Below are 24,943 nucleotides of genomic sequence, written 5' to 3' on the forward strand. Positions count from 1 at the left end.
CCAGACGAATATCGACGACCTCTGCACCGAGTCGTGGCTGCGCGAGCTGATCTCACGCGGCGTCCATTACGCGTGGTTCCACACCTATCGCCCGGTCGGCCCGAAGATGAACCCGCAGCTCGCGCTCACCCCGGAGCAACTCGTGCGCGTGCGTCGTTTCGTCGTGGAAATGCGAGCCCGCGTGCCCATCGCGATCATCGACGCCTACTACGACGGCGAAGGCAAGGCGCTCTGCCCGATGAGTACCGGCATCAGCCATCACGTCAATCCGCGCGGCGACATCGAGCCCTGTCCGATCATCCAATTTGCCACCGAGAATATCCGCGACCCGCGCGGCATCTACGCCACCATGCGCGACTCGGAATTCCTGCGCGACTTCCGCGACCTCAGCGCGCAGCACACGCGTGGCTGCGTCGTCCTCGAGCGGCCGGACCTGGTCAAGGATCTCGTCGTCAAGCACGGTGCCCGCGACACCACCATGCGCGGCACCGCCATGGCCGAGCTCGAAGGCATGACTCCGCGCTTTTCCCAGTGGCTCCCCGGCGAGGAAATCCCCGAGCAACATTGGATGTATCGCTGGGCGAAGAAGTACTGGTTCAACGATTTCAACGCCTACACCCAGGCCGACCACGACAGTACCGTGCAGCGCAAGACGCGCGAACTCATCGCCGCGGGCGCCCCTCAGGCGGAGCCTGAGCTGGCGAAGCGCTGAGGCTTTCGGGTTTGGTCCACGAAATACACCAAACAGGCCGCGCCCGGCACGAAGCGACAGCGCCCCCATGCCGTCACCCTACATCTTCGCTACATCCTGACCCGGCACCGCCGGATTGTGCATCTCATCGAGCAGATCCAGCGTGCGCCCCAAACGCACTCGCATGATTTCCTGCATCGTCTCGTTCATGCCCGGCAGACAGCCCAGCAATTCCTTGAACGCCTCGCGCGAGACGACCACCACATCCACCGCCGTCGTGGCCCGCACCGTCGCGCCCCGCGGGTGATTGGAAATCAGCGCCACTTCGCCGAAGACATCGCCGTTCTTCAATTCGGCCATGATCGCACCCTCGCGCTCGACCGTCGCTTCGCCTTTCACGATGAAGTACACTTTGTCCCCGAAATCGCCCGTGGCGAACACCGTCTCGCCGGCCTCGAAGTGTTCGCGGTGCACGGCTTCTTCGTGAAAGAGTTGCAATTGCGTGATGTCGCGCGGCAAAAACACATCGAGGATCCAATCGGCGATCAAGCGCAACTGCCCATCGAGCCCGGGAAATTTGGTGACGTAAACCCCGCGCCAAAAGAGCCAGGCGATCAGCCCCTTGAGCTTGATGCCGAAGACCTCCGCCACGGCGGAGCGACGGCCCAGCGATCCCAGTTTGCCGAGGCCGGTGAACTTGAAGATCTTCTTCGGCTGCTGGCGAAACGACGCGACGATGTTCTCCGCGCAGGTCCGCGCCTGGCGGAGGGCGTGTTGTGCGGTCGGTGGAGACGTCTGCCCATCCACCTGCGGGATCGCGGCGCAATCGCCGAGCGCCCACACGCCGGGGCTATCGACCACCTCGGTGTGTTGGTCCACCACGATGCGCCCTTTGTCCTGCTTGAAGGGCAGGGACGCGATCAGCGCATGCGGCCCGGCGGGAATGGTGGCGATCGTCGTCCGCGTGCAAATCGATTCCTCGGTGCCCGTCTTCTTGTCCTCGATCACCGCGGTATCCGCACTTACAGCCTTCAAGCTGGCCCCGATCCGAATTTCGACGCCGCGCTTGACCAGCAGCTTGTGCGCAAACGCGGCCAGCGATTCCGTGAGTTCCGGCAGGATGCGGTCCCCGCGCTGGAGCAAAACAATGCGAAGGTCACTCTCCGAAATGGTGTGGTAGGCCCGGATCGCTTCGCGCAAAAAGTCATTCATCTCCGCGATGCACTCCACGCCGGAGAAACCGCCACCCGCAACGACGAAGGTCAGCAGCCGCCGCCGCAATTCCGGATCGGGCTCCACCTCGGCGGCCTCGAGCACGTGGACAAGCTGATTGCGCAGATACAGCGCATCACCCAGGTACTTGAAGGGATGCGCGTGCTCCCGCATGCCGGGGATCTTGGAGTAGTCCAACTGCGTGCCCATCGCGATGACGAGGTGATCGTACTTCAGCGCCAAGGGCAGGCGATCGAGGCCCGGACTCAGCGTCACCGTGCGATTGCCCGGATCGATCGACTCGACTTCGCGGGTGTGGAGACAGGCCTTGGGCGCCATGCGACGGATTGGGGTGATCACATGGTTCAACTCCACGGAACCCGAAATGACTTCCGGGAGCAACGGCTGGAAGACCATGTAGTTCTCCCGGCTCACCAGCACGATCTCGATCTCTTCCATCTCCTTGGACGTCAGCAGCTTTTGCAGATGCACCGCGACATACACGCCCCCGAAACCACCACCGAGGATCAGGACACGCTTTTTGGGATTGCTCATGGGTAGTTGGCGAGGTCAACGAACGAGGCGGGGAGATGATTTCATAACTGAGCTGTAAATGCCCTCTCTATTCGGGGGGCACTTCGTGTCTTCCAACGGCGGTGGCCGTGCACGCGAAAAATTTCTGCGGATTTGTGAAAGGAGGAGGTGGGAGGGGCCGTATTGCCATCACGCCCTAAACTCTTATGAAATTGCGCTTCTCTCTGGCCGCTCTCGCGGCTGCTGCGGCACTCCTTGCCACTCCGGCCCTGGCGGGCCCGACTACCGTCCGTCTCTTCGCCGAGCGGCTCCTGCAACCCACCACCACCCTCGAAGTCCGCTTTGAGGACAACCTCGTGCCGATTGACAAGATTGGGACGACGGCGGATTCACCGCCGATCGTGATCACGCCGGCGGTGAAGGGCAGTTTCGTGTGGTTGAGCCAGCGGAGCGGCACGTTCAAGCCGGAGGAGCCCTATGCGCTGGGCACCACCTATGTGGTGACGCTGGCGCCCGGCCTGAAGCAGCTCGATGGCACAGCGGTGGAGGCGGAGTTCCGCGAGATCCTGACGGCGCCGCCGATGCGTCTCGGGGGATGGAATTCACCGAGCTATCTGAACCGGAACGACGCGCCGGCCGAGCCGCGCTTTTCCCTGCTCTTCAATGCCGATGTGGATCCAAAGGCCGCGGCGGCATTCATTCGCTTTGAAAGCGGCGACCACAACACGATCCCGGCCAAGGTGGAGAAAGCGGGCGCGGGGAGCCATCCGGACCGGTATTTCCCCATGTGGCGGACCAAGGATCACTCGGTGAAGACGTGGACGGAGCGCTTTTATGAAAAGGCGGCGGTGAGCGGGCTCGAGGCACGCGGCACGGGCGCAGGCGCCAATCATCTATGGATTGCCCCAGCGCACTCCTTGCCTCCCGGAGACTGGCGGTTGGTGGTGCAGGCGGGGTTGCCGTCGACGGAAGCCAACCTGCACTTGGCCGAAGCGGAGGAGATTACCATCGGTGTGGTGCGGCCCTTCGAGGTCCAGCAGGCCACTCCCTCCAACGTGATCGGCGGCGACCGCCATATCGAAATTGCGCTGACCAAGAGCTTGCCGAAAGAAGTGACTGACAAAAACATCTCGCGCTGGGTGAAAGTGGAACCAGCTCCGGCCAACCTGCAGGCGAAGGTCGAGGGACGGGAGATTTCGTTCACGGGCGGCTTTGAGCTGGGGAAAGAATACCAGGTGATCGTCGCACCGGGGATGCCCTCGGCGGAGCCGTTCGTGCTGGCCAGGGAATTTCGCGACACGGTGGTCTTCGACAAAATTCCGGCGCGGCTTTATTTCGAGGAATTCGCGACGCACCAGCTCAGCACGGGCAGCCGGCAGTTTCATTTGCTGGCGGTGAATGTGACGAAGATTCGCGTGACTGCGCGAGTGTTTGCCGCGGACGCGGCACCGCAGGCGCTGGCGGCTTACCGGGCCTACGAGGATCCCGAGCGGGACCGTCGCCGTTACAATCGCGAAGAGCCTTACGACAAAGTAGACCTCGATGGCATTCCGAACCAGATGGTGTGGCAGCACGAATACGAGGTGAACGCCGGCGAAGATGAACAGAAGCAGATCGCCCTCGACTGGAACGAGATCCTCGGCGCAGGGAAGACGGGAGTCGTGTTGCTCACCGCGGAGCAGATCGGCAAGCCGGCCAAGGCCAATGCGCGCCCCGGCGTGCAGACGCTCGTGCAAGTGACCGACTTGGGGATGGTGTGGAAAGAATCGAAGGGCGAGACTTTCGCGCATGTCTTTTCCCTGGCCACGGGCAAGGCGGTGGAGGGCGCGGAAGTGCGCGTCTTCAACAAGGAGAACGAAATCACCAATGAAGCGATCACGGATGCGGCGGGGGTGGCCCGGGTGTCGACGAAGACGGATTCCGAATGGCTGGTCGCGGCGAACGGCAAGGACACGCACCTGGTCGATTTTCACAATCACTCGGAAGACCTCTCGTTGCGGCAGCTCGGCATCCGCGAAGGGGGTTTCGAGGAAGACGAAGAGGGTGGCGCGGCCGACACGCGGCAGGCACTGCTGTTCACCGAGCGGCCGGTTTACAAGCCGGGCGACACGGTGCACCTGAAGGGTATCGTGCGCGACTGGCGGGGGGATCACCCGCACGTGCCGGCGGGGGCCAAGGCGACCTTGCGCGTGACCGATGCGCGCGACCGGCGCATCCTGAACCAGACGCTGGGGATTTCCGATGTGGGTTCGCTTTCCGTGGACGTCAAGCTGCCGACAAGCGGGCTGGGCACCTACAGCGTGGAACTGGTGATGGCCGAAGACGGCGCCGACGCGAAAGCGATCGGAGTGCATTCCTTCGAAGTGCAGGAGTACACACCCAATGCGTTTGAAATCAAGATCCCGACCGCGCCGGCGACCGTCGGGCAGGCGGAGATTTCGCTGCCCATCACCGCGCAGTATTATATGGGCAAATCGCTTTCCCAAGCGAAGCTCACGTGGTCACTCGATGCGAGCGACAATGGCTTCCAGCCCGCGGGATTTGCGGCGTTCGATTTTTGCGATGCCATTCGCGACTACGACTTGAACGAGAAACTCGATCGCGTCTCGCATTTTTCCGACCAGGGCAAGCTGGACCTCGATGCCACGGGCAAGGCCACGGTGGAATCGACGATTCCGCTGAATGAAAAGGCGCCACAGCCGCGGCTCGCGCATCTGCTGTGCGAGATCACGGATGTAGATGAGCAGACGGTTTCGCAGTCGTCGGATTTCACGATCCACAGTTCGGATTTCTATCTCGGCATCCGGCACCTGCGCGACGTGATCCACGAGGGTGACCCATTGCCGGTGGATGTGATTGCGGTGCGCACCGATGGCACGCCGACGCCCGAGCCGGTGGAGGCGCACTTGCGGTTGACGCGCGTAGATTGGGACACGACCCGCGTGGAGACGGCGGGAGACGCTTCGGAGTATCGCAACCAGGCGCATTTCGAACTCGTGTCGCAAACGACGATCAAAACGCATGCGCTGGTCAAGCGGGGCAATGGATGGACGGTGTCGCCAGATGAGCAGATCGCCTCGGTGAACGTGGGCAAGCCGGGGCTGTATCTGCTCGAGGCAGTCAGCAAGGACGCCGAGGGGCGCGAGGTGATCAGCACGACTTCGATCAATGTGTATGGCAAGGGCGAGACAGGCTGGGACTATAAGAACCCGTTTCAAATCCAGCTCGCGTCTGACAAGGATGAATACCTGAGTGGGCAGTCGGCGAAGGTGCTGGTCAAGACACCGATCGAGGGTGAGGCGCTGGTGACGGTGGAACGCGAGAAGGTGCTGCGCTCCTTCGTGGTGCATCTCGCGGGCAACGCGCCGATGGTGGAGGTGCCACTGCTGGAAACCGATGCGCCGAATGTATTCGTCTCGGTGACGCTTTTGCGCGGGGCGGCGGACAGCACGAAGAAATTCAAGGCGCCGGAATACCGCGTGGGTTATTGCAAGCTGAAGGTGGCGCGGCCCGATGCGAAACTGACGGTCTACGTGACGCCGGACGCGCCGAGTCATCGGCCCGGCGACGAGGTGAAGGTGGGCGCGCAGGTGCTCGACTTCGCCGGCAAGCCGGTGGCGAATGCCGAGATCACGCTCTATGCGGTGGATGAAGGTGTGCTGAGCCTGATGGGTTATGAGACGCCCGATCCGCTGACCTTCTTCAACCAGGAACGTGCGCTGGCGGTGACCACGGGGCTCACGCTGCCGACGCTGATGTCGGAAGATCCGGAGGATCGTGCCTTCGGCAACAAGGGATACCTGGTGGGCGGCGGCGGTGAAGATGCGAGCGACGCGCTGCGGAAAAACTTCGTGGCCTGCGCACTCTGGAGCAGCAATCTGCGGACGGATGCGGAGGGTCGCGTGGACGCGAAGTTCACCGCGCCGGACAGTTTGACCCGGTATCGTGTGATCGCGGTGGTGCAGACAGCGCGCGATCAATTCGGCAGCGCGGAATCGGCCTTCGAGGTGAACAAGCCGGTGATGCTCGAGCCGGCGCTGCCGCGTTTCGCGAATGTCGGCGACAAGCTGATCTTGCGCGGTGTATTGCACAATCTCACGGACAACGATGGCGAAGTCGACGTGCACGTCGATTTCGATCCGACGGTTTCCAATGGCAGTGCGGCGCAGCACGTGAAGCTGCCCGCGCGCGGCTCGCTGGCCGTGGATATTCCCGTGACCTTCGCCCAGCCGGGGCAGGCGGTGTGGAAATGGTCGGCGAACTTCAGCGGGGGCGGCGTAACTTATCGCGATGCGGTGCAGACGACGCTCAACGTGGGCTACCCGGTGCCGCTGTTGCGCGAGGTGCATCTCACCCAGACGAAGGGCAAGGACACGAACCTGCTGGCGGGCGTGAGTCCCGAGTTGCTCGAGGGCACGGGCGTGGTGCATGTGAGCCTGACGAATTCGCGCGCGCTGGAGCTGCGGGAATCGCTCGACCAGGTGTTGCACTATCCCTACGGCTGCGTGGAGCAGACGACTTCGAGCACGTTGCCGTGGGTCTCCATGCGCGGCTTCCAGGGTGTGTTTCCGTCGATGAAAAAGACCGATGAACAAATCGCCGACGCGGTGGCGCACGGGGTGGACCGGCTGCTTTCGATGCAGACGAGTTCCGGCGGGCTGTCTTACTGGCCTGGGGAAAGTGAGCCCCTGTTCTGGGGCAGCGCCTACGGGGGATTCGGTCTCGCGATGGCCAAGCGCGCGGGCTTCGCGGTGCCGGAGGAGGCGTTCAACCGGCTCTGCAAATATCTCAGTGAGCAATTGCGTGGCGCGGGCCAGGACAACTTCGACAGGCACTACCGCAGCGGCGGACCATCGGATCGCTGTCTCGCGCTCTTCACCCTGGCCGTCGCCGGGCAGGCGGAACCGGCTTACAACGAAGTGATGTTCAAGAAGCGCGAGCAATTGAGCACGGAGAATCGCGCGCTGCTGGCGCTGGCGATCCTCGAGAGCAATGGACCGAAGGAGATGGTCGCGGCGTTGCTCGATCCGCAGCAAGAGATCCGCAATTCCGATGACGACTGGTTCTGGTCGTCGTCGCGCGACACGGCGATGCGGCTGATGGCCTGGAACAAACACCAGCCGGAATCACCGGTCGTCGGGAAGCTCGTCACCGAGTTGATGGGACGCCGCTCGAACGGCCACTGGATGACGACCCAAGGCAACTGCTGGTCGCTGCTCGCGCTCTCCGATTACTTCCGCACCGCGGAGAAACCGGACAATCAAATGACGGGCACGTTGACCTGGCAGGGTAAGGCGCAAGCGGTCGACGTGAACTCGGAGCATGCGTTGATGAGCGCGGAGTTCGCGCTGAACAAGAAGTCGGCGGCGCAACCGATGCAGCTCGCCAATCCCGGTGGAAAGACGGTCTATGCCGAGGTGGTGGTCGAGTCGCGCCCGAGCAACATTGTGCAGCCGCAGCAGGACCAGGGCTATTCGATCCGGCGCAGCTATACGAAGGTGGAGGACGACGGAACCTTGAGTGACTTGAAGGAACCGCGCGTGGGCGATCGCGTGCTCGTGACGCTGAACGTGGAGGTGCGCCGGCCCGCGAATTTCGTGGTGGTGGATGATCCGCTGCCCGCGATTTTTGAGGCGCTGAATCCGGCCTTCAAGTCGCAAGAGACGCGCGCTGGGGACAAGATCGGACGGGCGTGGATGAGTGACTACACCGAGTTGCGCGAGGATCGTGCGCTGTTCTTCGCCGACCATATCTTCCCGGGAGATTATACGATTCGCTACCTGGCGCGAGTGCGTTCGGTCGGGACGGCGACGGCGCCGTCGTCCAAGGTGGAGGAGATGTATCATCCCGAGCGGTTCGGACTGACGGAGTCCACGCAACTGACGAGCCTGCCGCTGAAATGAGGCGGGGGAGACAACCGCGAATGGACGCTAATGGACACGAATAAAGACAGCGCAGCACGGACGCCGACAACATCCGCGCGGTGGCCACGCACCACGCGGTTCCTGAAAAGGGCCGCGTGGTGGGGGTTGCGGGGCGGGGTGGCGGGGGTGGCGCTCGGCTGGGTGGGGTTGAAGTTTGTGCCGTTGCCGCCGGCGCTGCTGCGTCCTTCGGCGCAGAGCGTGGAATTCACGGACCGCTACGGGAAGCCGTTGCGCGAGACGCGCACCGACCAGAGTTTCGCGCATGCGGTGGAGTTGCGCGAGGTGCCGCCGAATGTGATCCACGCGATGCTCGCGGCGGAGGACAAGCGGTTCTTCGAGCATCGCGGGGTGGACGTCGTGGCGCTGGCCCGTGCCGTGGTGGGCAACCTGCGGCATCGGCGGGTGACCTCGGGGGCATCGACGATCACCCAACAGCTCGTGAAGATTTCCGATACCCGGCCACGCTCCTTCACGACGAAAGTGCTGGAGGCGGCGCGGGCGTTGCGTCTCGAGCAATTGTGGAGCAAGGACGAGATCCTGGCGGCCTATTTGAATCGGCTCGATTTTGGGAACATGAACGTCGGCGTGGTGGCGGCGGCGGATTACTATTTCGGCAAGCCGCTGGCGGACTTGAGCGACGCGGAGGCGGCCTTCCTTGCGGGGTTGCCGAAGAATCCCACGCGGATGAATCCGCACCGGAACTTCGCGCGAGCGAAGCGCCGGCAAATGACAGTGTTGCAACGGATGCGGGACGATGGCCTCCTGACCGCGGATGAGCTCGCCACGGCTTCGCAGGAAAAGCTGACGCTTCAGGCGCGGCAGCGGCGCTTCCTCGCGCCGCATTTCGTGGATTTCGTGCTGCAAGAATTGCCGCCGGGCGCGCCGCCCGTGGTCGCGACGACACTCGATCTCGACTTGAACCGTTTCGTGGAGGACACGGTGAAAACGCGGCTGGCGCAGTTGCGCGAGAAGAACGTGCGCAATGGCTCGGTGGTGGTGATCGACAACCGCACCGGCGAGGTCATCGCGCTGGTGGGATCGGAGAACTATTTCGCTCCCGGCACGGGCCAGGTGAATGGCGCGCTGGCTCGACGCTCGGCGGGATCGACGTTCAAGGCTTTCACTTACTTGCTCGCGCTGGAGCGCGGCGCGACGCCGGCGAGCGTGGTGGCGGATGTGCCCGCGGTGTTCATGACTTCGACTGGGGGTTATCATCCGGAGAATTACAACAAGCGCTGCTATGGGCCGATGCGCTACCGGCTCGCGCTGGCGAATTCGCTCAACATCCCGGCGGTCCGCGTGCTGAGTTCCATCGGTGGGGCGTCGACGCTCCAAGCGCGCTTGCGTGCGTGGGGTATGACGACGCTCGACCAGCCGGCGGATTTCTACGGGCTCGGGCTGACGATTGGGAACGCCGAGACCCGGCTGATCGAACTCACGAACGCCTATGCTGCGCTGGCGCGGCTCGGGGAATGGCGGCCGTACCGCGTGGTGCTCGATCCGGCACTGGCCAAAGAGCCAGATATCGCGAAAACCACGTCGGCGGCGGACCATTCCGCGCAGACGCGCGCTGCGGCGTGGCTCATCGCGGACATCCTCTCGGACAATGCCGCACGGGTTCCGGCGTTTGGAGCGAACTCGGCGCTGCGGTTCGATTTTCCCGTCGCGTGCAAGACGGGGACGAGCACCGATTACCGCGACAACTGGGCGATGGGCTACACGCCGGAATTCACGGTGGGCGTGTGGGTGGGGAATTTCGACGGCGCGCCGATGCGCGATGTGTCGGGGGTGACGGGGGCGGGGCCGATCATGCACGCGGTGATGGCGCAATTGCACGCGCGCTTTGGGACGACGTGGTTTGCGATTCCGGAGGATATCGTTGAGCGCGAGGTACATCCGTTGACGGGGAAGCTCCTGGTGCATCCGCGGGCGGATGCGGTGCGTGAGAGTTTTTTGCAAAATAATTTACCGCCCGTGGAATCCGCGGACGACTACGATGCCGACGGGCGGGTGAAGCTCGGCCCGGAGTATCGGGCGTGGATGGAGAGCGGCGAGACGGGCGCGGCGACGCGCGCGCTGTGCGACGCAAAGGACACGACGCTGCGCCTGGAGGCGCCGGTGGCGGGGACGACGTATGTCATCGACCCGGATTTGCCGTCGAGCCGCTGGGTGCCGGTGCAGGCGAGCGGCGCGGCGCTGGCGGTGTGGGAGAGCGAGTCGCTGCACTTTCGCGAGCGCGACGGGCGGACTTATGTCGAGGCGCGCGAAGGGGTGCACCGCCTGAGCGTGCGCGACCCGGCGACGGGCGCGCGGGCGGAGACATGGATCCGGGTGAAGACTTTGTAGAGCGTGGTAACCGCCGAGGTGATGATCGGCGGAGGAGAAGCCGCCGTCGCTGCCGTGGGGGGAGCGACGGCGTGCGTCCACCCGCGTTAAGCGCGGGAATGGACGATGGAAAAGGAGCGAGGCGGGTGCGCTGGGTATTTTTGGCGGTTAGTCGGGTTTGCGTTTTAGGCCCAGGGCGGTGATGCGGGAATAGAGAGTGGTCGGTCTCATGCCGAGCAAGGCGGCGGCGCCATTGGGACCGGAAACTTTGCCGCCGGCTTGGGCGAGGGCGGCGGTGATCGCTTCGCGCTCCTGTTGCTTGAGCTCGTGGCGCGTGCGGAGCGGAGTGGGGGTGGGTGGCGCCGGGTTGGGTGTCGGCGAGGGCGATACGTCCAGGTGCAGCGGGCCGCCGTCGGCGAGGATGACGGCGCGCTCGAGGGCGTTTTGCAATTCGCGGATGTTGCCCGGCCAGTCGTGAGCCACCAATTGGCGGACGACTCCCTCGGTGAGCTTCGGCGGGCGGCAATGCAGGCGGCGCGCGGCTTCGCGGATGAAATGATCGGCGAGCTGCGGAATGTCTTCGCGGCGCTGGCGCAACGGCGGATTATGGATGGGAAAGACGCTCAACCGGTAGAAGAGGTCCTGGCGGAAACGGCCCGCGTCCACTTCCGCGCTGAGATCGCGATTCGTCGCGGCGATGATCCGCACGTTGAGCTTGCGCGAACGTGTGTCGCCCACCCGCTCGACTTCCTGCTCCTGCAGCACGCGGAGCAGTTTCGCCTGCATGGCCAGCGGCACTTCGCCGATCTCATCGAGAAAAAGCGTGCCGCCATCGGCGAGCTCGAAGCGCCCGGGCTTGTCGCGCATCGCCCCGGTGAAAGCGCCCTTGGTGTGGCCGAAAAACTCGCTCTCGAAAAGCGGTTCCGGAATCGCGCCGCAATTGACCTTGATGAGCGCGCGGTCCTTCCGCGTGCTGCCGGCGTGGATGGCGCGGGCCACGAGTTCCTTGCCCGTGCCGCTCTCGCCGGTGATCAAGACCGTGGCATCGGTCTTCGCCACGAGGTCGATCTGTTGGAGCACCTTGCGCAGCGTCGCGCTCTCGCCGATTAAATCCCCCGAACCGCGCGCGATGCTCACTTCCTCGCGCAGATAGATATTTTCCTCCTCGAGCCGTTCCTTGAGATAGGCGATCTCCTCGTAAGCGTTGACGTTGGCGATGCTCACCGCCGCGTGATCGGCGAAGATGCGCAGCCACGCAAAATCGGTGTCGGTGAGCACACCGCGGTCAAAAATCGCGAGCACCCCCAGCGCCTTGCCTTGGAAGACGAGCGGCTGGCCGGCAAAGGTGCGCACCTCTTCGCGGCGAAACCACGGGGGATCGGCGATCCACTCTTCGTCGCCGGTCAGCCCTTGCAGCAGCACCGGTTCACCGGAATCCGCGGGGCTCACCTTGCCAAAACCGATCGGCAGCCGGCGAAAGGCACCATCGATGCCCGTGAGGTCGACCGACGGATCCTGCGCATTGCCGGCGCTGGCCACGAGGTGCAGGCAGCGGCGTTGATCGGGACACTTTTCCCGCAGACGGCAGGTCGCGCACAGGTCGCCGGGCTCGACCAACCAGATCCGGGCCAGGGCCACGTTGTTGCAACGGGCAATCCCATTGACGATCGCCCGCAAAAGCTCCGGCAGCGTGCGATTTTGCGCCACCGAAACCATGACGCTCGGAAACAGGGCGGGATTCACGGCACGATCTTACGTGCGTTCGGAATCGGGTTCACGAAGTTTCGTAATTTACGGGATGCTGGGTCGATTATTCGGCTTGGGGTGGGTCATCCGACCGGCTCACCACCTCGATGAAATAGCGCAATTCCTCCCGGGCCTCCTCTTCGGTGGAGACCGTGTGAGCGATCTCTGCCTTGACCAAATCCCGGAAGCGTTTGCGGAGGCGATGGATGGCCACCTTGACCGCGCCGTCGCTCAACCCCAGTTGCGCGGCCACTTCGGCCTGACTCGCGCCGGCAGCATCTCCGGTGAGCCACGGTTTCAGCAATTGGAATTGCCCGGCCTTGCCCTGGCGGTCGTGTTCGGCTGCCAGGGCGGTAAGCGCGAGATCGAGAACGGCCAGGCCCCATTGCCGGTCAAAGAAAGCATCCGGTGCGGGAGATTCCGGGACGGCGCATTCATGGCCGGGCGATGTATCGGTGCCGGAAACCAGCGGCACATGATCGTGCTGCGCGCCGCGTTTGGCCGCGCGGCGACGGTCGCGCGTGTCGGCGAGGTAGTGTTTCACCGCGCCGAGCAGGTAAGCGCGAAAGCGCCCTTTCTCCCGCTCCGCGCCCGCGATCACGCGCCCGGCGAGCAAGCGCGCGAAAAACTCCTGCGTGAGATCGCGCGCATCGCCGAGGTCCTGCGCGGTGCGCGCGATGTAACTGTGAACGGGGGCATAATAGGCGGCGCACAATTCCGCCAGCGCCGTGCCTGCCTGGGTGGATGCGCCCTGCGCCGCGACGACCTGTGTCCAGCGCGTGGTAGCGAAGATATCACCGTCGGTCATTATAAAGTCGCCCGGTTGTTCATCGTGATGGGGCTTCGGGTGCAGAGGCAGCGGGCACCGGCGTTTTGCGTCGGATCCGTTGCTCGGCGTCGGCCACTGCGGACTTTAACCGCGCATCATCCAGCGTAGCCACGGCTTGGTCGCGGATTTTTTCGGCTTCCGACTGGCGGTGGGTCGCGACGAGGATTTCGATCAGCCGGCAGGTGTCGGCGACGAATCTTTGTCTGGTATGGCTGCGGAGTTCGTCTTGCTGGGATGCGGGGATCGCGGCCGAAACCTTTTGCGTCACTTCCCATATCTTGCGGAGGGACTCGAATCTCGCCTGCGGATCGCCGATATAGGCGAGGCAGTCCTCGTATTCGCCGCGTTGCATCAATCGGTCTTCCACCAGCGGATAGCATTGGTGGGCCAGCGTCTGGTTCACCGCGGCCATCGTCTTGAACAAGGGGTACGTGGCGTTGAGTTCCTGAAGATTCTCATTGATGGCATCGAACTCCTGGAAGAGGGCGAAGTCGCCGTGGCCTGCGCCCAGGTCTCGCGCTCCCGCGTCGCGGATTTCGATCAGGGCCAATCTCGCTTTGGGATAATGCTTCCCGAGTTCGACCCAATAGGAGAGGGCGAAGGAGAGGCGGACACCAGAAAACGCCGGGTCAAATTCCAAGGAGTGATAGTGAAACCAGAGATGGCGCTGTAACGCTTCCTCATATCGTCCGCTGCCGGCGAGGGCCTGCGCCTCGGAGAGGATTTGCTGCAGGTCCGGCTTCGCACCTGGCGTGAGAGCTGGCGACCACGTTTCCTGCGCGGCGGAGGCATTTGTCGCCTGGGTCGCACCGCGGGGAGCGAAGATGGCGATGATCAGGCAGACGGCCGCGGTGAAGATACCAGCGACCAAGGCTTTTTTTCCCAACGCGCTTTTCCGTGTGGGCAAGACCGATGACCCGCTCACCGCGCGCCAGACAGCGCGGATGATGAGCCAATCAACCACGACTACGACCGCCAGCACGACAAAGCGAAACAAGTCCCATTCGACATCTTGCAACCAATGATGTGCATCAAGCTGGGTGATGAGCTCGAAGGTTCTGACGGGGTCGGATGCTGACTGCCTGACCTGCTGGCTAATAGCGTGCGCCTGCCAGTTGGAGAACAGGATGAGTGCGCGAGAAGCCACATCCCAGATCAGCACATCCAGAACGAGCAGCGGGAAGAACAAGCCATCGCACACCGCCAGCCACAGCCCGTACAGTTTCCCCGCCGAGCGGCGGATTTGCGTGGCGGCGATCCAGCCAAGCAGGGTCGCGCCCAGCGGCGCGATGAACCCCGGAATCACGAAGACGAACCAGACAAAGCAGACCAGGACCGACGCAAAAGGACCGTGGCGCCAGAATTCATGCGTCTCCATTTCGTGAGCGATAAATGCCGGGACCACGGCGAAGAAGAAGATCACCCAGCAGGCGCCGACGATGGCGTTGCGCGAGAAACGCGAGGGTTCGGTTACCTCGGGGGGCTGCACCGGTGGCCCGCTCGCGCGGCCAGTCATCGTCTCCACCTGCGTGCGAAATTCCCCGGCGGTCTGATAGCGGAGTTCCGGCGTCTTCTCCAGCGCACGCAGGACGATCTCATCGAGGCGCACGTCGATCTGCAAACCGCGGGGCCGGGATGAGGGTGGCTGGAGCTTGTCCGCGGGGAGTTCGCCGGTGAGCAACTCGTAAAGCACCACGCCGAGCGAGTAGATGTCCGCGCGGTGGTCGGCGACCTGATGTTCCTTCTGCTCCGGGGCCATGTATTGCGGTGTGCCGGCGGGCTGGGACTCCGCGACGTTCACGCCCGCCGTGGTGTCGCCGAGCATCTTCGCGATGCCGAAGTCGGCGATCTTCACCCGGCCCTCCTTGTCGAGGAGCAGGTTCTCCGGCTTGATGTCGCGATGCACGATGCCGTGCTCGTGCGCGTACTGCAGCGCCTCGCATACCGGCGGCACCACGGCGAGCGCCTGCTCGGGCGCGAAGCGGCCGGCCTTCATGGCCTGCCGCAGGTTCACGCCATCCACGAATTCCATGAGCAGGAAGTAGAAGCCGCCCGCCTGGCCGAAATCGTGAATGGTCACGATGTTCGGATGGTTGAGCGCCGCGAGCGCCTGGGCCTCGTGGGTGAAACGCTGCGCGAATTTCGCATCCTCCACGCGCTCCGGCGCGAGCAGTTTCAGTGCGACGAAACGATTGAGCGACTTCTGCCGCGCCTTGTAAACGACCCCCATGCCGCCGCGGCCGAGGCATTCCAGGATTTCGAGTTGAGGAAAGTGCGGGGCCAGTTCCTCCGGGGTCAGGGGAGGCTCCTGCGCCGTCGCGCCCGCGCCGTCGTCGGTCTGCGCGGCGAGGCGTGCGAACAGGCAGTTTGGGCAGAGTCCCTGCGGGGCGTGCGCGGGTATGGGCGCGCTGCAATTCGGGCATGGCTCGGGACCGGAAGGCGATGATGGATCAGGGGTCATACCTTTTACTGAGGAAAGCCGACGCCTGGGTTACACGCGCTACCGATTTAAAACTCGGAACCGGCAGTTCTCTCGACAATCACTCTCGGTGTCTCGGTGGTCCCATTGGCTCCATTGGCTTGGTTGGCTCCATTGGCTTGGTTGCGGATTTTGGCGTATTTTCCGCCCAAAATGCTCCTTCTCCATGGCATCCCATCGCCCGCAGCAGTCGGCGACAACCTATCCCAAAGGCATTAGGAAAACGTGATCTTTTCGATGCCGGCGGCGCGGCAGGCGTTGAGCACATCCATGATGCGCTCGTGGCGGGTGGCGGGGTGAGGCCGGATGTAGATGGGATCGTTCCCGCGGAAGCCTTGGGTGGCCTTGAGCCAATCGCGCAGGGCGGGGATGCGCTTGTCCGCGGGGGAGCCGAGGGAAAGATTGTTGGCGATGACCTGACCCTCGGCGGTGATGTCGATGATGATGATGCCGGCGGTTCCTGAAGGGACACCTGGGCCGGGGAACTGCGCATGCAGTTCGCGCTCTTTGATTTGCCCGCCGGCACAGGCCAGGAAGAAAAGCATGAGCACAAAAACCACGTCGACCATCGGCGCGATTTGAAATCCGATTTCTCCTTCGCCTGAGCGTATGGAAGCGGCCATGGGTGGTGGATTCTGTTGGTGGCTATTCGACGGTGGTGGCCGGGGCGTCTTTGTCCGTCACGGAAAAAGTGACTTTGCCGATGCCCGCCTGACCGGCAGCCACGATGACCTTCTTTAAAAAGTCGTAGTGCACGGCGCGATCGGCGCGGATGAGCACGCGCAAGTCCGGGTTGGCCTGGACTTTCATTTTCAGAATGGGGAGGAGTTCCTCTGCGCGGTCAAAGCGCTGGCTGTCGACCTCGATGCCGCCCACGTTGTTGATCGTATTCCACGTCACGTTGACGATCACCTGGCCTCCGGGCTGAGCGGCCGGCGGGTTGCCGTTCCGCGCCGCGGGCAAGGTCACTTCCGGGCTGGCCTGCAGCACTTCGGTCGAGCTGATCGACATGAAGAAGACCAGCAGCACGAGGAGGATGTCGATCATCGGCGCGATCTGAAATTCCGGCCCTTCCTCGGGCGCAAGACGGACCTCCGCTTTCGTGCGGTTTGTCGGGGGAGACATGAGGGCAGACTAGCACCGCCGCCCTCGCAAAGCGACTACGAAAACGTGAGATTCTTGATGCCGGCGGCGGCGCAGGCGTTGAGCACGTCGATGATGCGCTCGTGACGCGTCTCGGCATTGGGCCGGATGATGACCGGGTCTTCGCCGCCGAAGCCCTGGGTGGCCTTGAGCCAGTCGCGGAGCGTGAGGAGATTTTTGTCGGTCGGCGTGCCGAAAGCCTGGTTGTTGGCCACGACCTGGCCCTCGGGCGAGATGTCGATAATGATCGGCGTCTTGACCGTCGCGTCCTTGCTGGCCGGCGCGCCGCTGGGCAGGCTGATGTTGAGCTCCCGTTCCGTGACCTGCGAACCGGCGCTGGCCATGAAGAAGAGCATGAGCACGAAAACAACGTCGACCATCGGGGCGATTTGAAACCCGATGTCGCCGTCTTCTGAACTTACTGAGCCGCCCATGAGGTGTTCCTTTCGCTAAACGTGGAGGGAGAAAATGTCATCGGTTAGGGGGCGGTGGCGGGAGCGGTGGCGTCTTTGTCGACCACGGAGAAGGTCACCTTGCCGACGCCTGCCTTGCCGGCGGTGATCATGACGTGCTTGAGGTACTCGTAGCGCACGTTGCGATCGGCGCGAATGAGGACGCGCATCGCGGGGTTCGCCTGGGTCTTGGTCGCGAGGTAATTGAGCATCTGCTCGGGCTGCGCGAACTTCTGGTTGTCGACCTCGAGGCTGCCCGCGTTGTTGAGCGTGGCCCACATGACGTTGACGATCGTTTGGCCCTTGGTGTCTTTTTCCGCCTCCTTGGCATCCTTGGCCACGGCCAGCGTCACCTCCTTGTTGACCTGCAGCACTTCGGTCGAACTGATCGACATGAAGAAGACGAGCAGGACGAGGAGAATGTCGATCATCGGCGCGATCTGAAACTCCGGGTCTTCCTCCGGCGGAAGCCGGGTCTGGGCCCTTTGCGTTTTCGCGTGTGAAGCGCGGTGGGACATGGGGCGGAAATCAGGACTGCCAGTCGAGAGTGGAGCCGCAATGCGGGCAGGGATTCACGCCGGGCGTGACCGCGCCATTGCAAATGGGGCAGGCCGTGGTGAGGGCCATGGAGACTTTGCGCGCGCCGCCGCTCATGCCCTGGTCGACGCCGGCATTGAAGTTTTCGCCGACTTGCACGCCCGAGAGTTCATCGAAGGGAATGTCCATGAGGAGCGAATTCACCACGTCGTCCGCATGGACGATGCACATCTGCGAGACGTTGCGGAAGACGTAGTAGGAGACGAAGGCCGGGATGGCGATGAAGAGGCCGCTGGCGGTGGCGAGGAGCACTTCACCGATCTTGCCGGAAAGGGCGCGCGGATCGCTGATGCCGCTGCCGGCCAGCACGCGGAAGGCGCCCATCATGCCGATAACGGTGCCGAGCAGCCCGATCATGGGGCTGACGACGCCGATGACGGAAAGATAGCTGTTGCGGGTGCGGAGCATGGTGGCCTCGCGCAGGCCGTGCTCGGCGACGGCGTCTTCGACGGCTTCCTTGCCCCGGCCGAGGCGGGAGAGGCCGGCCTTGAGCACGTTGGCGAGGTAGTTCTTGTTGGCGTTGCAGGTTTCCCAGGCTTCCTGGTAGTTGCCGTTGAGGATCGTCTGCTGGAGGGCGGCGATGAGGGGCGGCGGGGCCAGCTTGTTCTTCCGCAGCGACATGATGTTCTGGATGATGAAGGTCACCATCGTTATGGAGGTGCCGATGATCGCGCACCAGATGAGCATGATGAGCGGGCCGCCGTTCTTGATCGTGTCAAAAATGCTTTCCCCACCGGCTGGTTTGGCATCGCCTCCCTCTTCCTGGGCCAGGCCAATGGCGCGGCTGAAGAGCAAAACGGCAACACAGGAAGCAAGGGGAAGGTAACGGCGGAGTCGGGGGTGGATCATAGGTCGTTGGGAAAGTGGATAAAGTTTTGGAAAATCAAGGGACAGTGACATCGGGATGGGCCGCGCGTAAAGCATCGGCATGCTCTTGCGCAGAGGCTACGGCTACACGGTCATAATAAAATAAAGTGACAGTACGCAAATAATCTTCGAGGGCTCCTGGAAGATTTCCGGTCGCCTCCTTGACCTCGCCGCTGACCAGGAAGGCCTGGCTATAGGCGACCGCATTGGCCGGGGTGACGACTTTTTCCTTTAGCGCCGCCTCGGTGATCGGCTCGAGTTTTTGTTTCGCCTTGTCGTAATCTTTGTTGGCCACGGCCAACCGGGAGAGCCCAACCTCCGATTGCAGCGACCCGCCATTGGGATAGAGCCGCTTGAAATCCGCGTAGGCAGTCTCGGCTTTCTGGAGATCGTTGGTGGCGATATAGAGCTCGCCGAGCATCGAGGTGGCTTGCTGGGCCCAGGGATTGGGCATGCCCTTGAACTTGGCGGCGACCGCCTGGATGAGGCTGAGCGACTTGGGAAAATCCTTGGCCTGATAGGCGGTGATGCCCTGCACGTACTCCGCGGGAGGATTCATGCGCACTTCCTTCACGCTGCTCAGGGGGAGGCCGAGCTTGCCCTGGCCGACGAAGAATTCGAGGGTCTGGCCGGACGGGGAGACGCCGATGACTTTCACGGCGCGCTGCTGATTGTCCGTGGTGATGATCACGTCCTGCGCGCGGCCGGCGAAAGTCAGTAACAAGGCGGCTCCGACGGCAAAAAGAAGTTGCTGGATTGTAAGGGGGGCACGTAGCTTCATGCGCTCTGCGGGGCGGCAAGCTATGAATGCAGCCGTCCGAAAGCAACTAAGAAACTTCCCCAAATCATGGTAAATATTTTCCGCCGCTATCAACAGCCCTTGATGATCATCGTCACGCTCGTCACGATCATCACCTTTGCCGGGCTCTACAGCCACACGGATTTCCTGGACAAAGGCGCCAGCAGCCGGGGCGGCACCATTTATGGGCGCACCGTCCCACTGCCCCTGGTCCAGCGCGCGGCGCGCAAGGGAGACCTCTGCCGGCAACTGGCTCAGGAGGAAATGTTCCAGTCCAAGCGGACGATGGCGGAATTGTATGAATCGCTGGCGGTGACTCGGCAGGAAGCGAAGGAGAATTTCACCTGGAACAGCATCATCCTGAAACACGAGGCGGACCTCCTCGGGGTAGTGCCGACCGAGGATGAGATCTTCGAGGCCACCCAGGCCCTGTCTCCCTTTCAAACCAATGGCGTCTATGACTCCTCGAAGTATGCCCTGTTTTCGCAGAATGTGCTGCCGCACCTGGGCTTTACGACGGATGACCTCGCCGAACTGATCGGGGATTCCCTGCGCTTGCAAAAGGTGAAGGCGCTGCTCGGCTCGACCGTCGCGCCTTCCGAGGGTGAGATCCGCGAGAGCTTCATCCGCCTCAACCAGAAGACCGAGGCGGCGGTGGTGCGTTTCAAGCTCGACGATTTCCTGGCTACCACGCAGGTGCCCGAGGAAGACGTGAAGAAGCTCTACGAGGAGCGCAAGGGGTCGTTGAAGACCGATGAATTGCGCAAGGTGAAGTATGTGGCGTTCATTCTGCCGACGACGGACAAGCCGCTGGACGGCAAGGCGCGCACGGACAAGCTGACCCAACTGCAGAAGCAGGCGGAGGATTTCGCCGTGGCCATGACGGACAAGAACGCGAAACTCGACGAGGTCGCCACGAAGACCGGCGCGAAGATCCAGGAGTCCGCGGACTTCTCCATCGCCAAGCCGCCGGAAGCACTGGAAGCCTCCAGCGAGGTGGCTGCGGCCGCCTTCAAGCTCAACCAACAAGATCCGAACAGCGATGTGATCGAGACGCCGCGCGGTTACTATGTGCTCCAGCTCGCCAACGTGACGCCGCCGCGCCCGCTCGCTTATGAGGAAGCCAAGGCGGAGCTGACCGACACGCTGAAACGGGAGCGCGCGCAGGAAGCGCTGAATCTCAAGGCCACCGATGTGCGCAACAAGATCGAGGCCGCGATGAAGGGCGGCCAAGCCTTTGCCGCCGCCGTGGCGGAAGCAGGGGTGACCTCGCAGGACTTCCCCGCCTTTTCGCAGAAGGACCCGAAAGTGGAGCCGCCGAATTCCGGCGAAATCATGCAGACCGCCTCGGAGTTGAACGAAGGCCAGCTCAGCACCGTGGTGCCGACGCCGGATGGCAGCCTGATCGTGTATGTCACCAAGCGCCTCCCGATCGATGAGAACCAATTGAAGGCGGAAAAGGGCAAACTGGCCGAGGCGATTTCGGGCTTTCAGCGCTACGCGCTCTTCCAGCAGTGGCTCAAGCTGCGTCGCGCCGCGGCGCAATTGCAGAGCACCTTCCATGGGTAGTTGATAGTGGAGAGTTGATGGTTGAGAGCACCGAAGCTTTTAACCACCCGACTTCCGATTAGCATATTTCCGCCGATGAATCCCGAAGTGGAAGAGCTTTTCGATGATGCCAATGGCGACCTTGCCCTGGGCGATCTCGAGGCCGCGGTGGAGAAGTATCGGCGTTGCACGGAACTCGAGCCGGACTTCTTCGACGGCTGGCATGCTCTCGGCATGGCGCTGATGAAGCTCGGGCGATTTCCCGAGGCCATCGAGGCGGGATTGAAGACCGTGGAGATGCGGCCCAATGAGCAGCTCGCCTGGTCGAGTCTCTCGATGTTTTACGTGCGCGCGGGCATGATCAAGGAAGCCGAGGCCGCCAGTGGCAAGTCCCGCATCATTAGTTGGGGCGGCAAGGTGAAGAAGGACTGACGCATGGACGCCAGCGCCGGCAATCTCTGGACGTTCAATGGCGGTGTGTGGTGGCACTTCATCCTGCGCGCGGCGGTCGTTTATTTCATGGTGCTGATCTTCGTCCGCGTCTCCGGCAAGCGCCAGGTCGGGCAGATGACGCCGTTCGATCTCGTGCTCTTCCTGCTCATCAGCAACGCCGTGCAAAACGCCATGAACGGCGGCGACAACTCGATCACCGCCGGTGTCATTCTCGCAGGCACGCTGGTGGCCGTGGATGTCGCCATCGGCTGGTTTGCGAGCCGCAGCCGCAAGTTCGAAAAGATCGTCGACGGCGAGGCGGAGATCCTGATCCACAACGGCAAGCTGCTGCCGCACGCCCTCGAACGCGCCGGGCTCACCCAGCACGAACTGCTCGCGGCTTTGCGTGAATCCGATTGCGCGACGATCGGCGAAGTCCACACGGCGATCCTGGAAACCAATGGGCGGATCACAGTGCTCACGCGAAAAGGGCGGGAGTGAGGAGCCCTGAAGCCGGGCATGAAGTTGACCGCCGAGGCGCCGAGGCGCGGAGGAAGCGATTGGAGGATTGACCGTCTGCTGCTGGCGCTCGAAACTGCCTTTGTTTCGTTAGCGTTCCTTCCAACACTCGGTTCACTTCCAACTTTCCTCCAACTATGGGCCTCTTTGATTCCCTCCTCGGTTCCGTCCTCGGCGGCGGCGACAAAACGCAAATGCTGACCAACCTGGCCGGCTCACTCATCGCGGATCACAATTCCGGGCAGGGCTTGGGTGGGCTGCTCCAGCAATTTGAAAGCGCGGGCTTGGGCCATCTGGTCCAGTCGTGGGTGGGCAGCGGCCCGAATCTCCCCGTGAGTGCGGACCAGATCCAGCAAGTGCTCGGCAACCAATTCGTCCAGCAATTCGCGCAGCAACACGGCATCGACCTCAGCACGGCTTCCGCGACCATCGCGCGCGTCCTCCCGCAGCTCGTCGACCACGTCACGCCGAACGGGCAGGTGCCGGTGCAAGGCCAGGTGCAGAGCATGCTGGCCAGCCTCCTTGGCGGGGGCGGAGTGCCGCCCGCGGCGAGCTGAAGGTTGGGGTTCCCAATGGCAGAATTCGCCCTGTGCGCTCGCTGGCGCGCATGCTATGTTCCGTAGCATGACTGTGAAGCAAACCATCCATCAGTGGGTCGAGAATTTGCCCGACAACACTCCGGAGTTGCTCGCGCTTTATGAGCGGGCGCGACTGAACCGGGGACTGATGGAAGCGATGCAGTCGGTGGAGCGTGGCGACGTGCTGACTGCCGATGAAATTCGCGCACGCTTCGACTCGCAATGCCAGGCCGAGCGTTCCGCGTAATCTTTGCCCGCGAAGCGGAACGCGATCTCTACGAAATCCGGGATTACTGGATTTCACGCGGTGAAACTGGGCGGGGAACGAAATACTTTCTCGACCTGCTGAACAAGGCTGAGACGCTCCGCAGCCCGAAGATCGCCCGCACCGGACGCAAGCCGCGCGACGTCGATGTGCCCGATGTTCGCGAAATTGTCGCCTTCAAACACAGCTATCGCATCCTCTACCGACTCGACGAAACCAACGGAGTCGCCGAAGTTCTCCGCTTCTGGCACACCCACCGCGACACCCCGCCGATTCCCTGATCCACTTCCCCATGGCCGAGACATTTTTCATCACCACCGCGATCGACTACACCAACGGTGCGCCGCATATCGGGCACGCGTATGAAAAGGTGCTGGCCGATGTGCTGGCGCGTTATCATCGATTGAAGGGGGACGAAGTTTTTTTCCTCACGGGCGTCGATCAGCACGGACAAAAAGTGCAGCAGTCTGCGGAGAAACAAGGTGTGGCTCCGCAACAGTTCGTCGACGGGATCACGGCGAAATTTGTCGCGCTGTGGGAGAAACTGAACGTGCGCTACGATGGCTGGGCGGCCACGACCGATGAAAAGCACAAGCAGTGCGTCCGCGCCATCCTCCAGCGCCTGTGGGATGACAAGGGTACCGACGGGCAAAGCAAGTGGCTCTACAAGAAAAGCGCGGGCGGCTATTACTCCGTGCGGCAGGAGCAATTCCTGACGGACAAAGAGCGCGGTCCGGATGGCGAGTTCGGGCCCGAGTGGGGCGAGGTCGAGTTTCGTGAGGAGGAAAACTTTTACTTCCGCCTGCTCAATCACAAGCAGTGGTTGCTCAATCTCATCGATGCCCGCAGTGCCGCGGGGAAGCCACTGGTCATCCCGGAATTCCGCGTCGGCGAACTGCGCAACGCCGTCGAAAAGCTCGAGGGAGATCTTTGTATTTCCCGTCCCGCCACGCGACTTCAATGGGGTATCCCTTTCCCCGAAAGTTTTGGCGCCGGATTCGTCACGTTTGTTTGGTTCGACGCGCTGGTGAACTACATCAGCTTCGCGCCCGGCTACGATCCCGCGCCGGCCCGCCCGCCGGAGGAATTTCTCCGCCTCTGGCGCAGCATTGTGCACGTCATCGGCAAGGACATCATGATCCCCGCGCACGGCGTCTACTGGCCCATCATGCTCAAGGCGCTGGGCTTCGCGGATGAGGAAATCCCGAAGCTGCTCGTGCATGGCTGGTGGAATATCTCCGGCGCGAAGATGAGCAAGAGCCTGGGCAACGTCATCGACCCGGATGTCCTCGCGGACAAATACGGCGCGGAAGCAGTCCGCTATTATCTGGTCGGCGACATCGCCACGGGCAAGGATAGCGATTTCTCCGAGGAGCGCCTCGTCCAGCGTTTCAACACCGACCTGGCTAACAGCCTGGGGAACCTCCTCAACCGCGCGCTGAATATGTCGGCGAAATATCGCGAGGGCATTTTGAACCGACGAGACGCGGAGACGCCGTGCCCCGAATTCGTGCAGAAGGGCAAAGCGAGCTACTTGTCACAGATCGACGCCGGGTCAGGTGAGCCCCTCCTTCATCAGGCAATTGATAGCGCGATCAATATCGCTGTCGGTTGCAATCAATTGGTCGATACGGAAAAACCGTGGGCATTGGCCAAAGATCCCGCTCAAGCCCAGCGACTCGACGCGGTTCTCTACACGCTCGCGGAGTCAGTGCGCATCGTCGCCATCCTGCTCTCACCTGTTCTGCCGAAAGCGGCCCACGGCATTTTCGATCAGCTCAACTGGAAGACGGAATTGAGCGGGAAGGACGAGCGCTTCCGCCTCGCGGATGCGGAATGGGGCGGTCTGCCCGATGGACATCAACTCGGCAAACCCACGCCGCTGTTTCCGCGCATCGAAGCGCCGGCGGCGTAGCTCCTCGCTGGCGGTTTTCTTTCGCGTGTCATCCTGAGCGGAGTGTAACGGAGTCGAAGAACCCCGTCGCTCTACGAACGATGATCGC

At 62.7% G+C, this 24,943-nt stretch carries 19 protein-coding genes and 1 pseudogene; 10 read left to right on the forward strand and 10 right to left on the reverse strand.

Features of this window, described 5'->3' with window-relative positions; genetic code table 11:
- Positions 1–712 (forward strand): annotated as a pseudogene (locus tag ABJF10_RS13480) (radical SAM protein); the annotation flags it as partial.
- Positions 713–790: 78 nt separating this feature from the next.
- Here ABJF10_RS13480 and ABJF10_RS13485 read toward each other — a convergent pair.
- A complete protein-coding gene (locus ABJF10_RS13485; protein ID WP_348545103.1) occupies positions 791–2,458 on the reverse strand; it encodes an FAD-dependent oxidoreductase in 1,668 nt (555 codons plus the stop codon).
- 185 nt (positions 2,459–2,643) lie between these two features.
- On the opposite strand from ABJF10_RS13485, the gene ABJF10_RS13490 reads away from it, so the two are divergent.
- Positions 2,644–8,340, forward strand: coding sequence for an alpha-2-macroglobulin family protein (locus ABJF10_RS13490; RefSeq protein ID WP_348545104.1), 5,697 nt, complete (start codon positions 2,644–2,646; stop codon positions 8,338–8,340).
- A gap of 30 nt (positions 8,341–8,370) precedes the next feature.
- Complete coding sequence (gene pbpC / locus ABJF10_RS13495) at positions 8,371–10,707, forward strand: penicillin-binding protein 1C (protein WP_348545105.1); 2,337 nt, start codon at positions 8,371–8,373, stop codon at positions 10,705–10,707.
- Between the two features lie 147 nt (positions 10,708–10,854).
- On the opposite strand, the gene ABJF10_RS13500 is transcribed toward pbpC, so the two are convergent.
- The 9 genes from ABJF10_RS13500 to ABJF10_RS13540 all read right to left on the reverse strand — a co-directional run bounded on the left by ABJF10_RS13500 (position 10,855) and on the right by ABJF10_RS13540 (position 19,580).
- Complete coding sequence (locus ABJF10_RS13500; RefSeq protein ID WP_348545106.1) at positions 10,855–12,429, reverse strand: sigma 54-interacting transcriptional regulator; 1,575 nt, start codon at positions 12,427–12,429, stop codon at positions 10,855–10,857.
- Positions 12,430–12,496: 67 nt separating this feature from the next.
- The gene (locus tag ABJF10_RS13505) at positions 12,497–13,240 is read right to left on the reverse strand and encodes a sigma-70 family RNA polymerase sigma factor (RefSeq protein ID WP_348545107.1); all 744 of its coding nucleotides are present in this window, start codon (positions 13,238–13,240) and stop codon (positions 12,497–12,499) included.
- A 19-nt stretch (positions 13,241–13,259) separates the two neighbouring features.
- Positions 13,260–15,722 carry a serine/threonine-protein kinase gene (locus tag ABJF10_RS13510; RefSeq protein ID WP_348545108.1) on the reverse strand — a complete coding sequence of 821 codons (2,463 nt, stop codon included), beginning with the start codon at positions 15,720–15,722 and terminating at the stop codon, positions 13,260–13,262.
- Positions 15,723–15,955: 233 nt separating this feature from the next.
- A complete protein-coding gene (locus tag ABJF10_RS13515) occupies positions 15,956–16,363 on the reverse strand; it encodes a biopolymer transporter ExbD (protein ID WP_348545109.1) in 408 nt (135 codons plus the stop codon).
- Between the two features lie 22 nt (positions 16,364–16,385).
- Positions 16,386–16,865 carry a biopolymer transporter ExbD gene (locus tag ABJF10_RS13520; RefSeq protein WP_348545110.1) on the reverse strand — a complete coding sequence of 160 codons (480 nt, stop codon included), beginning with the start codon at positions 16,863–16,865 and terminating at the stop codon, positions 16,386–16,388.
- Between the two features lie 35 nt (positions 16,866–16,900).
- A complete protein-coding gene (locus tag ABJF10_RS13525) occupies positions 16,901–17,317 on the reverse strand; it encodes a biopolymer transporter ExbD (protein WP_348545111.1) in 417 nt (138 codons plus the stop codon).
- Between the two features lie 44 nt (positions 17,318–17,361).
- Entirely contained in the window at positions 17,362–17,853 is a 492-nt protein-coding gene (locus ABJF10_RS13530; RefSeq protein ID WP_348545112.1) for a biopolymer transporter ExbD, read from the reverse strand.
- A gap of 10 nt (positions 17,854–17,863) precedes the next feature.
- Complete coding sequence (locus ABJF10_RS13535; protein WP_348545113.1) at positions 17,864–18,781, reverse strand: MotA/TolQ/ExbB proton channel family protein; 918 nt, start codon at positions 18,779–18,781, stop codon at positions 17,864–17,866.
- Positions 18,782–18,815: 34 nt separating this feature from the next.
- Positions 18,816–19,580: a hypothetical protein gene (locus tag ABJF10_RS13540; RefSeq protein ID WP_348545114.1), complete on the reverse strand. Its 765-nt coding sequence runs from the start codon at positions 19,578–19,580 to the stop codon at positions 18,816–18,818.
- Between the two features lie 66 nt (positions 19,581–19,646).
- Here ABJF10_RS13540 and ABJF10_RS13545 point away from each other — a divergent pair, with 66 nt between their 5' ends.
- From ABJF10_RS13545 to metG, 7 genes are all read left to right on the forward strand, one after another.
- On the forward strand, positions 19,647–21,167 hold the full coding sequence (locus tag ABJF10_RS13545; protein WP_348545115.1) for a peptidyl-prolyl cis-trans isomerase: 1,521 nt from the start codon (positions 19,647–19,649) through the stop codon (positions 21,165–21,167).
- 75 nt (positions 21,168–21,242) lie between these two features.
- Positions 21,243–21,578: a tetratricopeptide repeat protein gene (locus ABJF10_RS13550; protein ID WP_348545116.1), complete on the forward strand. Its 336-nt coding sequence runs from the start codon at positions 21,243–21,245 to the stop codon at positions 21,576–21,578.
- Between the two features lie 3 nt (positions 21,579–21,581).
- Entirely contained in the window at positions 21,582–22,079 is a 498-nt protein-coding gene (locus ABJF10_RS13555; RefSeq protein WP_348545117.1) for a YetF domain-containing protein, read from the forward strand.
- A gap of 155 nt (positions 22,080–22,234) precedes the next feature.
- Entirely contained in the window at positions 22,235–22,654 is a 420-nt protein-coding gene (locus ABJF10_RS13560; RefSeq protein WP_348545118.1) for a YidB family protein, read from the forward strand.
- Between the two features lie 67 nt (positions 22,655–22,721).
- Positions 22,722–22,922: a hypothetical protein gene (locus ABJF10_RS13565; RefSeq protein ID WP_348545119.1), complete on the forward strand. Its 201-nt coding sequence runs from the start codon at positions 22,722–22,724 to the stop codon at positions 22,920–22,922.
- Positions 22,898–23,221, forward strand: coding sequence for a type II toxin-antitoxin system RelE/ParE family toxin (locus tag ABJF10_RS13570; RefSeq protein ID WP_348545120.1), 324 nt, complete (start codon positions 22,898–22,900; stop codon positions 23,219–23,221). Before ABJF10_RS13565 ends, ABJF10_RS13570 begins: the two co-directional genes overlap by 25 nt.
- 11 nt (positions 23,222–23,232) lie before the next feature.
- Positions 23,233–24,855: a methionine--tRNA ligase gene (gene metG / locus ABJF10_RS13575; RefSeq protein WP_348545121.1), complete on the forward strand. Its 1,623-nt coding sequence runs from the start codon at positions 23,233–23,235 to the stop codon at positions 24,853–24,855.
- Positions 24,856–24,943 lie beyond the last annotated feature (88 nt).

This window comes from Chthoniobacter sp. (assembly GCF_040003245.1).
Lineage (GTDB): Bacteria > Verrucomicrobiota > Verrucomicrobiia > Chthoniobacterales > Chthoniobacteraceae > Chthoniobacter.

Bases quoted from the DNA above. Each gene is read 5' to 3' on its own strand.
- ABJF10_RS13485 (WP_348545103.1), bottom strand. From the start codon at position 2,458: ATGAGCAATCCCAAAAAGCGTGTCCTGATCCTCGGTGGTGGTTTCGGG.
- ABJF10_RS13490 (WP_348545104.1), top strand. From the start codon at position 2,644: ATGAAATTGCGCTTCTCTCTGGCCGCTCTCGCGGCTGCTGCGGCACTC.
- pbpC (WP_348545105.1), top strand. From the start codon at position 8,371: ATGGACACGAATAAAGACAGCGCAGCACGGACGCCGACAACATCCGCG.
- ABJF10_RS13505 (WP_348545107.1), bottom strand. From the start codon at position 13,240: ATGACCGACGGTGATATCTTCGCTACCACGCGCTGGACACAGGTCGTC.
- ABJF10_RS13510 (WP_348545108.1), bottom strand. From the start codon at position 15,722: ATGACCCCTGATCCATCATCGCCTTCCGGTCCCGAGCCATGCCCGAAT.
- ABJF10_RS13515 (WP_348545109.1), bottom strand. From the start codon at position 16,363: ATGGCCGCTTCCATACGCTCAGGCGAAGGAGAAATCGGATTTCAAATC.
- ABJF10_RS13520 (WP_348545110.1), bottom strand. From the start codon at position 16,865: ATGTCTCCCCCGACAAACCGCACGAAAGCGGAGGTCCGTCTTGCGCCC.
- ABJF10_RS13525 (WP_348545111.1), bottom strand. From the start codon at position 17,317: ATGGGCGGCTCAGTAAGTTCAGAAGACGGCGACATCGGGTTTCAAATC.
- ABJF10_RS13530 (WP_348545112.1), bottom strand. From the start codon at position 17,853: ATGTCCCACCGCGCTTCACACGCGAAAACGCAAAGGGCCCAGACCCGG.
- ABJF10_RS13535 (WP_348545113.1), bottom strand. From the start codon at position 18,781: ATGATCCACCCCCGACTCCGCCGTTACCTTCCCCTTGCTTCCTGTGTT.
- ABJF10_RS13540 (WP_348545114.1), bottom strand. From the start codon at position 19,580: ATGAAGCTACGTGCCCCCCTTACAATCCAGCAACTTCTTTTTGCCGTC.
- ABJF10_RS13545 (WP_348545115.1), top strand. From the start codon at position 19,647: ATGGTAAATATTTTCCGCCGCTATCAACAGCCCTTGATGATCATCGTC.
- ABJF10_RS13550 (WP_348545116.1), top strand. From the start codon at position 21,243: ATGAATCCCGAAGTGGAAGAGCTTTTCGATGATGCCAATGGCGACCTT.
- ABJF10_RS13555 (WP_348545117.1), top strand. From the start codon at position 21,582: ATGGACGCCAGCGCCGGCAATCTCTGGACGTTCAATGGCGGTGTGTGG.
- ABJF10_RS13560 (WP_348545118.1), top strand. From the start codon at position 22,235: ATGGGCCTCTTTGATTCCCTCCTCGGTTCCGTCCTCGGCGGCGGCGAC.
- ABJF10_RS13565 (WP_348545119.1), top strand. From the start codon at position 22,722: ATGACTGTGAAGCAAACCATCCATCAGTGGGTCGAGAATTTGCCCGAC.
- ABJF10_RS13570 (WP_348545120.1), top strand. From the start codon at position 22,898: ATGCCAGGCCGAGCGTTCCGCGTAATCTTTGCCCGCGAAGCGGAACGC.
- metG (WP_348545121.1), top strand. From the start codon at position 23,233: ATGGCCGAGACATTTTTCATCACCACCGCGATCGACTACACCAACGGT.